We start from the raw sequence: 13201 nt of genomic DNA, 5'->3' as shown, positions 1-13201 counted from the left end.
TAGTCTTAGGCCACCCCTTGCCGCATCGCGCAAAGGGCCTGCGACGCTCATGGGTTTCCTCGACCGAGGCCTGGGCGCCGTGGCATCGACCCCAACCCCTTGAGGAGTCCCTCCATGTCCAAAAAGAACCTTCGGTGCCTGCCCCTGGCTGCAGCCGCCATGGTCGTCTGCATGAGCGCTCAGGCCGAGTACACCTTCGCCGACGGCAAGCTGCGCCTGTCCGGCTTCGGCACCGTCGGTGTGTCCCGCACGAACAACGACCAGGCCTACTTCAACTACCCCGGTCAAGGCGGTGGTGCCGATCGTTCGGCCAGCTTCGACCCCGACACCAAGCTGGGCCTGCAAGGCACCTACAAACTCACCGACACGGTTTCGGCCACTGCCCAGCTGCTGACCAAGTACCGCGCCACCGGCGAGTACACGCCCCAGATCGAGTGGGCCTTTGCCAAGTGGCAAGCCACGCCCTCGACCACGCTGCGTGTGGGTCGCATCGGCGCGCCGTTCTTCATGGTGTCCGACTTCCGCGACGTGGGTTACGCCAACACCCCCGTGCGTCCTCCGCTGGACGTCTATGGCCAGGTGCCGGTGAGCTTCACCGACGGCGGCGACCTGAGCCACCAAATCACCCTGGGCAGCGCCACTGTCACGGGCACCCTGTGGGCCGGCCAGACCAAGGCCAAGTACGCCTCCGCGCTGGCCAGCAACGGTGCTGCCCTGGACCCGGTGGTCGTCAAGTTGCGAAACCAGTTCGGGCTGAACCTGCAGGCCGAGTTCGACGACGGTTACACCGTTCGCCTGGGCCACAGTCAGGGCAAGCTGACCGTTGAATCGGCATCGACGAACACCCTGCTGTCAGGTCTGGCCTTGCTCGGTCCGGGCGTGGCGCTTCAGACCGGTTCGGCCCAACTCGGCGCCCAGGCCGGCGCCTTGGCGGCCGGCGCCTCCGCTGCTGTCGCCACCAACGGCACCGATTCGTCCTTCACAGGCATAGGCTTCTCCATGGACCGCAACAACATCGTGCTGGCCACAGAGTACACGGTGCGCAAAATCCAGCAAGGCACGGTGGCAGACACCACGGGCTGGTACGTCCTGGGCGGCTACCGCATCGGCTCGGTCCTGCCGTACGCCGTGGTCTCGCGCCTCACGGTGGATGGCATCAACGGCACGGTGAACCCTGCTTTGGCCAACTTCAGTGCAGATGCCTATCGCGGCGCCGTTGCCCTGCAGAACAGCGGCAAGGTGGCACAGAACACCCTGTCCCTGGGCGCCCGCTGGGACTTCCGCACGGGCATGGCCCTCAAAGCGCAGTTCGACCGGATCTCCAAGCCCTCCAGCAGCAACGGCCTGTTCCTGAACCCCGACGCTACGACCGCTTCGGGCCAGGACTTCTTCAACAACAAGAAGAAAGTCAACGTGCTGAGCCTGGCCGTCGATTTCGTGTTTTGAGCCTGAGGGAGCCACACACATGCAACACCCCCACACCCTCCAGTCCGTGCTGAAGTCTGCGGTCGCCATCGGCCTGCTGACCTTGGCCCACGCGGCATCCGCCCAGGTGGCCGTGATCGTCAACCCCAAGAGCGCCATCGCCAACCTCTCGCCCGAGCAGGTCTCGTCGATCTTCCTGGGCAAGAGCAACACCCTGCCGTCCGGCAGCACCGCTGCGCCCGTGGACCTGCCCGACGGCAGCCCCGTGCACGAGCAGTTCTACACCAAGGCCACCGGCAAGACCTCGGCCCAGGTCAAGGCCACCTGGGCCCGCCTGACCTTCTCCGGCAAGGCCACGCCGCCCAAGGAATTGGGCAGCTCGGCCGACGTCAAGAAGTTCGTGGCGGCCAACCCCGACGCCATCGGCTACATCGAGAAATCGGCGGTGGACGGCACCGTCAAAGCCGTGCTGACGATCGACTGATCTGCCTCCGAGCGGTCAAATGACCGGCGACTCAGGGTTGTCTCGTGGCTTTGGCCGCGCGGCAACCCTTTATCTTTTCGGCAGGGACGGGCGCACCCTCGCGGACACCTACAATCTTGCGTCCCGCTGAAAGGTCTTTTGATGTTCGATTCCGCTTTGTTGCAGGCCCTGCACGACGGCCTGCTGGGCTGGGCCATTCAGGGTCTGGCCGATGCCAGTTGGTGGCAAATTGTTGCCTACACCCTGCTTCTCACCCACATCACCATCGCTTCGGTGACGATTTTCCTGCATCGCGCCCAGGCCCACCGGTCGCTGGAGCTGCATGCCATCCCCTCGCACTTCTTCCGCTTCTGGCTGTGGCTGACCACCAGCACCGTCACCAAACAGTGGGTGGCCGTGCACCGCAAGCACCACGCCAAGTGCGAAACCGCCGAAGACCCCCACAGTCCGGTGGCCCACGGCATCAAGACTGTGCTGCTGACCGGCCGTGAACTCTACGCCGTGGAAGCCGCCAAGGCCGACACGCTCAAGAAATTTGGCCACGGCACGCCCGACGACTGGCTGGAGCGCACGCTCTACACCCCGCGCAACAACTGGGGCCCGATCGCCATGCTGCTGATCGACCTGGCCTTGTTCGGCGCCATCGGCATCACCGTGTGGGCCGTGCAGATGGTCTGGATCCCCATCACGGCGGCCGGCATCATCAACGGCCTGGGCCACTGGTGGGGGTACCGCAATTTCGAGGCGCCCGACGCTTCCACCAACATCTCCCCCTGGGGGATCATCATCGGTGGCGAAGAACTGCACAACAACCACCACACCTACCCGACCTCGGCCAAGCTGTCGGTCAAGCCCTACGAATTCGACATCGGCTGGGGCTACATCCGTGGCCTGGAAATGCTGGGCCTGGCCAAGGTCCGCAAGACCCCGCCGCGCCTGACCCTGGGCAACATCAAGCCCGTGGCCGACGCCAAGACGCTGGAAGCCATCGTGGCCAACCGCTACGAGCTGATGGCTGGCTACGCCCGTGAGGTGCGCCTGGCCTGTCGCAGTGAACTGAACCGCCTGAAGGCTTCGGGGGAAGAGGGCGCTGCCAGCCGCCTGGCGCGCGTGCGCCGCTGGATGCACCGCGACGTCGAGCAGATGCCCGCCGGCGTGCCGCAGGAAGTGGCCGCAGCCTGTGAGGCCCACCCGCACCTGGCCAAGCTGATCGCCATGCGCGAGGAGCTGCGTGCCCTCTGGACGCGCACCAATGTGTCCGCCGAGCAACTGGTGGCCGACCTGCAGAACTGGTGCCAGCGCGCCGAAGCCAGCGGCATCCAGGCGCTGCAGGAGTTCTCGCTGAAGCTGCGCGCAGCCCACGCCTGAGCTGCCTCAACCGGTTGGCGCCGTTCGCCGCAAAAGCTGCCAGCAAACGCCGCCAACAAAAGCCGCCATGAGGCGGCTTTTTCATGTCCGACAGCTGGGCGCTCACGCCATGATGTTGAGCCCGCCATCGACGTACACCGTCGAGCCGGTCAGGTGGCGTGCCAGCGGGCTGGCCAGGTGCGCGCAGGTGAGGCCCACGTCCATGGTGTCGATGGGCTGGTGCAAGGGCGCCTCGCTGGCCGCGTGCGCCAGCAGCACGTCGAACTCTTTCAGGCCCGAGGCTGCGCGTGTGGCGATGGGGCCGGGCGAGATGGCGTGCACCCGGATGCCTTGCGGTCCCAACTCGTAGGCCAGGTAGCGGCAGCTGGCTTCCAGCGCGGCCTTCACCGGGCCCATCAGGTTGTAGTTGGGCACCACCTTGTTGGCCCCGAGGTAGCTCATGGCGAAGAGCGTGCCACCCTCGGTCATCATCGGCGCTGCGCGTCGGGCCAGTCGCAGGAAGGAGTGGCAGGAGATGTCCATGGCCATGGCGAAGCCCTCGGCGGAGCTCTGCAGCAGGCCCGATTGCAAATCGGCCTTGGGCGCGAAGGCGATGGAGTGCACCAGCAGGTCCAGCCGGCCCCAACGGGTCTGCAGGGCCTCGAACACGGCGTCCATCTGGCCCGGCTGGGTCACGTCCAGCGGCAGCAGCATCTCGGCGCCGATCTCCTGGGCGATGGGCTCGACGTGGGGCCGGGCCTTGTCGTTCTGGTAGGTCAGGGCGACGTCGGCGCCACACAGCCGAAACGCCCGCGCGCACCCCGTGGCGATGGAGTCCCCGTTGGCGACGCCCACCACGAGCGCCTTTTTGCCGGCCAGCAGGGGCGGCAGGGCCTGAGTGGGCGAGGTGTGGGTGCTGGCGTCGCCGTTGTGAGTGGTGTTGTGAGTGGCGTCGGGGGCGGTGTCGGGCATGGTGGGTGAGCAGGGCGGCCAAAGCCCCATGCTGCGCTGCACACATGAATGCCGCAAGTCAGCCGAGTGGCGCGCTAGGACAAAGCTTGCGCGCAAAGAAAAACCCACCGGGCTTGGCGCCAGGTGGGCTTTGCGTGTGGCATGAGGGGTGCCGGGGCACCCCGACACATCACTTCAGCTTGACTTCCTTGTAGGCGACGTGCTTGCGTGCCTTGGGGTCGAACTTCATGAATTCCAGCTTTTGGGGCGTGGTCTTCTTGTTCTTGCTGGTGGTGTAGAAGTGGCCGGTACCCGCAGTGGATTCCAGCTTGATCTTTTCGCGTCCGCCTTTAGCAGCCATGGTGTTCTCCTAATTACAGTTCGCCGCGGGCGCGCAGATCCACCAGGATCGCGTCGATGCCCTTCTTGTCGATCAGGCGCAGAGCGGCGGCGCTGATGCGCAGACGCACCCAGCGGTTTTCGCTCTCGACCCAGAAACGGCGGTACTGCAGGTTGGGCAGGAAACGACGCTTGGTCTTGTTGTTGGCGTGGGAAACATTGTTCCCGGACATCGGGCCCTTACCCGTGACTTGACAGACGCGTGCCATGACGCTTCTCCGTTCGCTGATATGCACCGCTTGGGGCGATGCTGATGTTGCGTGGCCAGTGCACAGAGCAGGACGCAAGCCCTGGTGAACACCCTTCCGAGCACTGTGATCAAGCCCACGAAAAACCGTGAACCCGCCACTGGCGTCGGGACGAATTTGCAAAGACATCGATTATAGCCAGATTCTGACCGTTTGGCAAAATCCGGCTGCAATCGCTTTTCAGGCGCCGCCTTGCTCCAGGAAGCGTTGCGCGTCGAGTGCGGCCATGCAGCCCGTGCCGGCGCTGGTGATGGCCTGGCGGTACACGTGGTCCTGCACGTCGCCGGCAGCGAACACGCCCGGCACGCTGGTCATGGTGGCGAAGCCGTTGCTGCCGCTGCGGGTGAGGATGTAGCCGTCCTTCATCTCCAGTTGGCCCTTGAAGATGTCGGTGTTGGGCGAGTGGCCGATGGCGATGAAGCAGCCCTTGAGCTCGATCTCTTTCGTCGAGCCGTCGTTGACATTCTTGATGCGCACGCCCGTCACGCCGCTCTGGTCGCCCAGAACCTCGTCGAGCGTGTTGAACAGGTGCAGCTCCATCTTGCCGGCGGCGACCTTCTCCTGGACCTTGTCGATCATGATGGCTTCGGCGCGGAACTTGTCGCGTCGGTGGATCAGGTGCACCTTGCTGGCGATGTTCGACAGGTACAGCGCCTCTTCGACGGCCGTGTTGCCGCCGCCCACCACGCACACCACGGCGTCGCGGTAGAAGAAGCCGTCACAGGTGGCGCAGCCGCTCACGCCGCGGCCCATGAAGGCCTCCTCGGAGGGCAGGCCCAGGTACTTGGCCGAGGCGCCGGTGGCGATGATCAGGGCGTCGGCGGTGTAGGTGCCGCTGTCGCCCTTGAGCGTGAAGGGGCGCTTGGAGAGGTCCACCTGGTTGATGTGGTCATAGACCATGGCGGTGTTGAAGCGCTCGGCGTGCTGCTGGAAGCGCTGCATCAGCTCCGGGCCTTGCACACCCATCACGTCGGCAGGCCAGTTGTCCACCTCGGTGGTCGTCATCAGCTGGCCGCCCTGGGCCATGCCGGTCACCAGGGTGGGGTGCAGGTTGGCGCGCGCGGCGTAGATGGCGGCGCTGTAGCCGGCAGGGCCCGAACCGAGGATGAGGACGTTGCTGTGCTGGGGGGTGCTCATGGTTGCCTTTCTGGGTGGCGTGCCGCAGGATCAGGCCGCGGATGGCCGTGCGTTCGTTGGCGGCCATTTTCGCTCAGAGATGCGTCGGCTGCGAGCTGTGAGGGATTCCCATGGCTGTTCCGGCGATGCGGCTGGTGTGAGATTCCATAAAGTGCTAAAAAATCCCGCGCGGATGCCGAAATATGGTCAGACAGGTTGTTTGTCACACCCGCGCAGGTGCTTTTTTTCACCTGAAGTTCCCGTCACACGACGGACTTGACCGTCTCCATACCCGCTGAGGAGCCCTCCATGGCCATGTTGTCCAACCTTGACCTGATCCGGCGCGTTCCGCTGTTTTCGATGCTGACGCAAGCCCAGGCCGAAGCCATCGCCGAGGGTGTGGTCAAGCGCCGCTACCGCCGCGGCGAGCTCATCGTGGAGCGCGGTCGCAAGACCAACGCCCTGTTCATCCTGTTGACCGGCCGTGCCCGCGTGGTGGCGTCCGACGAGCGTGGCCGCGAGGTCATCCTGGCCGTGCTGGAGGCGGGAGACTACCTCGGCGAGATGAGCCTGATCGACAACGAGCCGCATTCGGCCACCGTGCGCGCCGAGGTCCAGACCGATGTGCTGGTGCTGGGCCGTGCCGAGTTCGCCCGTTGCCTGCCCGAGAATTCTTCGCTGAGCTACGCCATCCTGCGTGGCCTGGTGCAGCGCCTGCGCAATGCCGACCGCCAGATCGAATCCCTGGCTCTGCTGGACGTTTACGGCCGCGTGGCCCGCGCCTTGCTGGACATGGCCGACGAAGATGCTGGCGAAAAGGTCATCCGTGGCAAGGTGTCGCGCCAGGATCTGGCCAAACACGTGGGAGCCTCGCGTGAGATGGTGTCGCGCGTGATGAAGGACCTCGAAGAGCGCGGCCTGATCGAAACGCAGGATTCCGGCAGCGTGGTGCTGAAGGACCGGCTGGCCGCGACCGCCTGATCATGATGCGGCCGCTCATTGGCCGACAAGCAGTTCCTTGAAAAGCCGGCCCATGGGTCGGCTTTTTGCTGCGCCTCCCGAAACTGTGTCGGGTGGTCAATGGCGTGCGCCGTGAGCGGGTGAGGGCGCTGCTTTGATCCACAATCGTGGCATGACCTTTCCCCTGGACTCCCTTCAGACCGACGCCGGTGCGGCCTCCCAGAGCGGCAAGCGGGCGAAGCCGGCCCGCGCTTCGGCAGACCGGCGCGATGAGTCGCTGGTGCGCGGCATGGGCACGGCCACCACGGTTTCCGGCCGTTTGCACCGTGTGCCGGGCGGGCAGCGCGTGGCCGCGCCCGCGGCACCGGCCGAAAACACCCTGCGTTTCCAACTGGGGCTGCTGCTGGGCGGTGTGACCTGGTTGCTGTTCCTGCTGGCCCTGATCAGCCACGATCGGCTGGACCCGGCTTTCACCACGTCTGGTCAGCACCGCGATGCTGCCAACTGGGTGGGCAACTTGGGCGCGCAGGTCTCCGACATCGCCTTGATGCTGTTCGGCTTGTCGGCCTGGTGGCTGCTGCTCATCGGCGGGCGGGCCTGGTTGAGCGGCCTGGCGCGCTGGTTGCGCCGCGACACAGCGGTGTCCGTGGCCGTCGGAGGACAAGCCCAGCAAGCGGCGCACGGCACGTCTGAAGCTGATGCACCGGCCTGGACGGTCTGGCTGGGCACGGTGCTGCTGATGTCGTCGAGCTGTGCGCTGGAATGGGCGCGCCTGTACCGCCACGAAGAACTGCTGGCTGGCGAGCGCGCTGGCGGTGTGCTGGGCTACGCCCTGGGCAAGCTGGGCATGACCTGGCTGGGCTTCAACGGCTCCGGCGTGCTGTGGATCGCGCTGTTGGTCGCGGGCCTCGCCCTGGCGCTGCGCTTTTCCTGGCTGGAGTTGGCCGAGCGCATCGGCGAGCGCATCGAGGGCCTGCGCGACAAGCACGAAGCCCAACGCGAGGTGGCACAAGACCTGCGCATCGGGGAGCAAGCCGCCATCGAGCGCGAGCGCGTGGTCGAAGAAGTGCGCCACGAGCTGCCCGCCGACCCCATCCCGCTGATCATCGAGCAACCGGTGATCGAGGTGCCCAAGTCAGAGCGCGTCGTCAAGGAAAAACAAAAGCCCTTGTTCGCCGAAATGGGCGACAACAAGCTGCCGCAGATCGACCTGCTCGACGCCGCCCCGGGCCGCATGGAGACCATCACCGCCGACTCCCTGGAGATGACGTCTCGCATGATCGAGAAGAAGCTCAAGGACTTCGGCGTCGAGGTGCGCGTGGTTGCAGCCTCGCCGGGCCCGGTCATCACGCGCTACGAGATCGAACCGGCCACAGGCGTGAAAGGCTCGCAGATCGTCAACCTGGCGAAGGACCTGGCCCGTTCGCTCTCGCTGGTCAGCATCCGCGTGGTCGAGACCATTCCTGGCAAGAACCTGATGGCCCTGGAGTTGCCCAACGCCAAACGCCAGATGATCCGGCTCACCGAGATCCTGGGCTCCGAGGTTTACCACGCTGCCCAGTCGATGCTGACCATCGGCTTGGGGAAAGACATCGTTGGCGCGCCCGTGGTGGCCGACCTCGCCAAGATGCCGCACTGCCTGGTGGCCGGCACGACCGGCTCGGGCAAATCGGTGGGCATCAACGCCACCATCCTGAGCCTGCTCTACAAGGCCGAGGCGCGCGATGTGCGCCTCATCCTGATCGACCCGAAGATGCTGGAAATGAGCGTCTACGAGGGCATCCCGCACCTGCTGTGTCCGGTCGTGACCGACATGAAGCTCGCCAGCAACGCCCTGAACTGGGCCGTCGGCGAGATGGAGCGCCGCTACAAGCTCATGTCCAAGATGGGTGTGCGCAACCTGGCCGGCTACAACAAGAAGATGGACGAGGCCAAGGCCCGCGGCGAGCTGATCCCCAACCCCTTCAGCCTGACGCCCGACGAGCCCGAGCCGCTGGACCGCCTGCCGCATGTCGTGATCGTGATCGACGAACTCGCCGACCTGATGATGGTGGTTGGCAAGAAGATCGAAGAATTGATCGCGCGCCTGGCGCAGAAGGCCCGCGCAGCCGGCATCCACCTGATCCTGGCCACGCAGCGGCCTTCCGTGGACGTCATCACCGGCCTCATCAAGGCCAACATCCCGACGCGCATTTCCTTCCAGGTCAGCAGCAAGATCGACAGCCGCACCATCCTCGACCAGATGGGCGCCGAAGCGCTGCTGGGCATGGGTGACATGCTCTACATGCCCTCGGGCACGGGCCTGCCGGTGCGCGTGCACGGCGCTTTCGTCAGTGACGAAGAGGTGCACCGCGTGGTCGAGTACCTCAAGACGCAGGGCGAGCCCAACTACATCGAAGGCATCCTGGAAGGTGGCAGCCTGGCCGACGAGGGCAGCAACCTGGACGGCTCGCCTTCGGGCGGTGGCGATGGCGAACAAGACCCGATGTACGACAACGCCGTGGCCATCGTGCTGCAGCACAAGAAAGCGTCGATCTCGCTGGTGCAGCGCCACCTGCGCATCGGCTACAACCGTGCCGCGCGCCTGCTGGAGCAGATGGAGAAATCCGGCCTGGTGTCCAGCATGGCCACCAACGGCAACCGTGAACTCATCGTGCCGCAACGCGGCGGGGAAGGCGGTGCCAACGCGGCACCGTGGGACGTGTGATGCGAACAAGCATGGCGACAACAGCTTTGTGGATGTGTGGTGCGGCCCTGGCCGTGACCTGTGCCAACGCGGGGGCAGCGACAGCTGCCGCACCCCGCGATCAGGATGCCGTGGCGCAGCTGCGTGCCTTCGTCAAAGAGGTGCAGTCCGGGCGCGGCAGCTTCACGCAGACCGTGACTTCGCCCGATGGCAAAAAGACGCGCAAGTCCGCCGGCACGCTGGAGTTCTTGCGGCCCAACCGCTTCCGCTTCGCCTACACGGCGCCGATGGAGCAGCTCATCGTGGGCGATGGCAAGCAGGTGTGGCTGTACGACGCCGACCTCAACCAGGTCACGGTGCGCCCCATGGGCCAGGCCCTGGGCGCCACGCCGGCGGCCTTGCTGGCCGGTGGTTCACTGGACAAAGACTTCGTGCTGAGCCAAGTGCCATCGGATGCGATCGTGGCTGTGTCCTCGTCGGGTGCGGCGTCCGCGACCCCGACGGCTCAACAGGCAACAAAAGCGATGGCACCGTCGGCCGTGGCGCCCTCGGGGGCGTCCACAGCGACAGTGGCCTTGAGTTGGGTGGAGGCCCGTCCTCGTCACAAGGAAGGGCAGTTCCAGTCGGTGCGCGTGGGCTTCCGTCAAGGACAACTGGCCGAGCTGGAGATCCTCGACAGCTTCGGGCAACGTTCGCGCCTGACATTCACGCAGTTCGAGCCGCACGCCAAGGTGGCGGCCGATCGCTTCCAGTTCACGCCGCCCAAGGGGGCCGACGTGCTGGCGCAACCTTGACCTTGACGCTCACCCTGACGACGTTCGCGCCGTCCGGGTGAGGTCAGGTCGGTGAGGGCGGCAGGGACATCCCCGCCGTTGCCCTCAGCTCAGGCTGGATCAGCCTTCGCGCTTGCCAAAGCCGGGGCGCTTGCCGCCGAAGCCAGGCTTGGGACCACCCGACTTGAAGCCGGGCTTGGCGCCAAAGGCAGGCTTGTCGCCGAACGAGCGCTCGCCGCCGAAGGAGGGCTTGCCACCGAAGGACTTGCCAGCCGGCTTGCCGCCGAACGACTTGTCGCCAAAGGGCTTGTCACCGAAGGGACGGTCGCCTTGGGGGCGGTCGCCAAAACTGCGGTCACCGAAAGGCTTGCCGCCGAAAGGCTTGGCACCGAAAGGCTTGTTGCCGAAGGACTTGGCCGGGCCACGGTCGTCAGAGCGCGGGCCACCGAAGCTGCGCTCTTCGCGCGGTGCGAAGCCTCGGTCTTCCGACGGACGGCCCTGGCCTTCAAAGCGCGGGTCGTGGTTGGGCTTGAAGGACGGGCGCTCCTCGCGCGGCGTGAAGCCACGGTTGTCGCCACGGTCTTCGCGGGGTGCGAAGCCGCGGGGCTCGCCCCAACCGCCGTCGCGCTGACCGCCACCGAAGCCACCACGGTCACCACCGCGGTCGCCACCGTAGCCGCCGCCGCCGAAGCGCTGGCCGCGGTCGTCACGGCGACCGTAGCCGGGCATCGGCTTGTCGCGGCGCGGGCCACCCTTGTCGGCCATGATCTTGGTCTTGGGCTCCAGGCCGGCGATCGCCGACTCGGGGATGCGCTGCGTGGTGAAGCGCTCGATGCGGCGCACCATCGGGATGTCGCGGCGCTCGGCCAGCGTCACGGCCAGGCCGGAGCGACCGGCACGGCCCGTGCGACCGATGCGGTGCACATAGTCCTCGGCCTTCATGGGCATGCCGTAGTTGATCACGTGGGTGATCGTGGGCACGTCGATGCCGCGGGCGGCGACGTCGGTGGCCACCAGCACGCGCAACTCGCGCGAGCGCAGGGCTTGCAGCACGCGGTTGCGGCGGCCTTGGGGCATGCCACCGTGCAGTGCGGCGACGGCGTGGCCCATGTCGGCCAGGCGGTCGGCCAGGATGTCGGCGTCACGCTGGGTGCTGGTGAACACCACGGCCTGATCGACTTCCTTGGTGGTCAGCAGGTGGTCCAGCAGGTCGTTCTTGTGGGACAGCGAATCGGCCAGGTGCAGGCGCTGCTCGATGTTGTCGTGGCTGTCGGTGTGCGAAGCCACTTCGATGCGCATGGCGTCGCGCGTCAGGCGCTGGGCCAGCTGGCCCACGTGGCCGGCGAAAGTGGCCGAGAACATCAGGGTCTGGCGGTCAGCCGGAATGGCTTCGGCGATCTGTTCGATGTCTTCGATGAAGCCCATGTCCAGCATGCGGTCGGCTTCGTCCAGCACCAGCGTTTCGACGCTGCTCAGCACGGCGGCGCCGGTGCCGATGTGGTCGAGCAGGCGGCCAGGGGTGGCGATCAGCACGTCCAGCGGGCCCTTCAGGGCCCTGAGCTGGTAGCCGTAAGGCACGCCACCGACGATGGTGGCCACGCGCAGACCCTGCATGTGGTTGCCGTAAGTCGAAGCGGCCTTGGCGACCTGCATGGCGAGTTCACGCGTGGGGGCCAGCACCAGGATGCGCGGGCCTTGGATGCGGCGCTTGCCTTCGCCACGTGCTGCGACAATGAGGCGCTCTAGCGCGGGCAGCATGAACGCGGCGGTCTTGCCCGAGCCGGTGCTGGAGGCGACCATCAGGTCAACGCCCTTGATGGCGGCGGGGATGGCTTGCACCTGCACGGTGGTGGGCTGGGTGTAGCCAGAATCGCGCAGGGAGCGCAACAGCGGCTCGCTCAGGCCCAGGGCGCCAAAGCCGGGGCCTTCGGGTTCGGCGGGGGTGCTGTCGTCGGCTTCATCGGCGGCACCGAACTCGGCATCGCTGCCTTCGGCCTGGATGCGGCGGGCGAGGGCGTCGATCAGCGAAGCGCTGTGGGCGTCCACGTTGGCAATGGTCTCGGTGCCGCCTTCGGTCGAGGCGATGGGGTTGATCTCTTGATCGCGGGAGGAATCAGTCATGTGACGTCTTTCAAGCAAAGCAATGCGCTGCCGACCCCGGATGAAAAATGGGGTCAGAAACGCCATGGCGCGGTTGCGGCAAAGTTGCCGGCTGGCCGCGGCCAGGGTGGAGTCGCTGGGATTCGTGTCCAGACCTCGTGACGACCGCGGGCTGACGAGCCCTGGCGGTGGATGACCACGTTGAGTCGGTGAAAGCGACGGCATCGCCGCCAACCGGAACTCAAGACACGATCTGAGCATCGCGGGCTGTGCCCGGACTGCGCCGTCGCTTCAGGTCTGTGGGCAACGCGCCGGAGGTGTCTCCGAGGTTGCTGCCACGACCTGGCTTGAAAAAGGTCAGAGGGGATGAACGGAAAACTTCGTCCTCTGAAGAACGAAGACGCTCATTGTGGCGCAAATATCAGGGTTTGTCCAGTGTCGTGCCCGTGCGCATCATGGAGAGCTCGATCGTCTGGTGGCGACCGCGCAGCCCCAGGTCGATCAGCATGGGGATGGTGACCAGGGCAAGGATGGTCAATGTCAACATGGGGGACCTCAGCTTTCCTTCTCAAATGGGGGAAGCCGACCGTGAACGAGCGCCGGTGTGAGCCTCAAGGATGCGCCTGTCGCGAAAGGTTCAAATCAGTGTTTACCTTCATCAAACTGTCATTTTTCTGGCTTTCGATGTTGGCCCGCCACGCGGCGACAATCT

Annotated in this window: 12 protein-coding genes; 6 read left to right on the top strand and 6 right to left on the bottom strand. The window is 65.8% G+C overall.

Annotated elements, in window-relative coordinates:
* Positions 1 to 114: 114 nt before the first annotated feature.
* From EV672_RS01895 to EV672_RS01885, 3 genes are all read left to right on the top strand, one after another.
* A complete protein-coding gene (locus EV672_RS01895; RefSeq protein ID WP_133605874.1) occupies positions 115 to 1446 on the top strand; it encodes a hypothetical protein in 1332 nt (443 codons plus the stop codon).
* A 19-nt stretch (positions 1447 to 1465) separates the two neighbouring features.
* On the top strand, positions 1466 to 1909 hold the full coding sequence (locus tag EV672_RS01890; RefSeq protein WP_133605873.1) for a type 2 periplasmic-binding domain-containing protein: 444 nt from the start codon (positions 1466 to 1468) through the stop codon (positions 1907 to 1909).
* Positions 1910 to 2050: 141 nt separating this feature from the next.
* Positions 2051 to 3277 carry a DesA family fatty acid desaturase gene (locus tag EV672_RS01885; RefSeq protein ID WP_133605872.1) on the top strand — a complete coding sequence of 409 codons (1227 nt, stop codon included), beginning with the start codon at positions 2051 to 2053 and terminating at the stop codon, positions 3275 to 3277.
* Positions 3278 to 3379: 102 nt separating this feature from the next.
* Here the strand turns inward: EV672_RS01885 and fabI are convergent, their stop codons facing one another.
* The 4 genes from fabI to trxB all read right to left on the bottom strand — a co-directional run bounded on the left by fabI (position 3380) and on the right by trxB (position 5991).
* Complete coding sequence (gene fabI / locus EV672_RS01880; protein WP_133605871.1) at positions 3380 to 4228, bottom strand: enoyl-ACP reductase FabI; 849 nt, start codon at positions 4226 to 4228, stop codon at positions 3380 to 3382.
* A gap of 169 nt (positions 4229 to 4397) precedes the next feature.
* Positions 4398 to 4568 carry a 50S ribosomal protein L33 gene (gene rpmG, locus EV672_RS01875; RefSeq protein WP_133605870.1) on the bottom strand — a complete coding sequence of 57 codons (171 nt, stop codon included), beginning with the start codon at positions 4566 to 4568 and terminating at the stop codon, positions 4398 to 4400.
* A 13-nt stretch (positions 4569 to 4581) separates the two neighbouring features.
* Complete coding sequence (rpmB, locus tag EV672_RS01870) at positions 4582 to 4815, bottom strand: 50S ribosomal protein L28 (protein WP_133605869.1); 234 nt, start codon at positions 4813 to 4815, stop codon at positions 4582 to 4584.
* 219 nt (positions 4816 to 5034) lie between these two features.
* Complete coding sequence (gene trxB, locus EV672_RS01865) at positions 5035 to 5991, bottom strand: thioredoxin-disulfide reductase (protein WP_133605868.1); 957 nt, start codon at positions 5989 to 5991, stop codon at positions 5035 to 5037.
* Positions 5992 to 6279: 288 nt separating this feature from the next.
* On the opposite strand from trxB, the gene EV672_RS01860 reads away from it, so the two are divergent.
* From EV672_RS01860 to lolA, 3 genes are all read left to right on the top strand, one after another.
* A complete protein-coding gene (locus EV672_RS01860; protein ID WP_133605867.1) occupies positions 6280 to 6951 on the top strand; it encodes a Crp/Fnr family transcriptional regulator in 672 nt (223 codons plus the stop codon).
* 268 nt (positions 6952 to 7219) lie between these two features.
* Positions 7220 to 9637 (top strand): DNA translocase FtsK, encoded by a 2418-nt coding sequence (locus EV672_RS01855; RefSeq protein ID WP_166643436.1) that lies wholly within the window; start codon positions 7220 to 7222, stop codon positions 9635 to 9637.
* A gap of 11 nt (positions 9638 to 9648) precedes the next feature.
* Positions 9649 to 10410, top strand: coding sequence for an outer membrane lipoprotein periplasmic chaperone LolA (gene lolA / locus EV672_RS01850; protein ID WP_243738463.1), 762 nt, complete (start codon positions 9649 to 9651; stop codon positions 10408 to 10410).
* Between the two features lie 99 nt (positions 10411 to 10509).
* Here lolA and EV672_RS01845 read toward each other — a convergent pair whose 3' ends face one another.
* Both EV672_RS01845 and EV672_RS19190 read right to left on the bottom strand, forming a co-directional pair.
* The gene (locus tag EV672_RS01845) at positions 10510 to 12510 is read right to left on the bottom strand and encodes a DEAD/DEAH box helicase (RefSeq protein WP_208110682.1); all 2001 of its coding nucleotides are present in this window, start codon (positions 12508 to 12510) and stop codon (positions 10510 to 10512) included.
* Between the two features lie 400 nt (positions 12511 to 12910).
* Complete coding sequence (locus EV672_RS19190) at positions 12911 to 13036, bottom strand: hypothetical protein (protein WP_279536165.1); 126 nt, start codon at positions 13034 to 13036, stop codon at positions 12911 to 12913.
* Positions 13037 to 13201 lie beyond the last annotated feature (165 nt).

The organism is Aquabacterium commune (genome assembly GCF_004362855.1).
Lineage (GTDB): Bacteria > Pseudomonadota > Gammaproteobacteria > Burkholderiales > Burkholderiaceae_C > Aquabacterium > Aquabacterium commune.
Note: the sequence above shows the minus strand (reverse complement) of the source record. Positions and strands in the feature narration are given on the sequence as shown.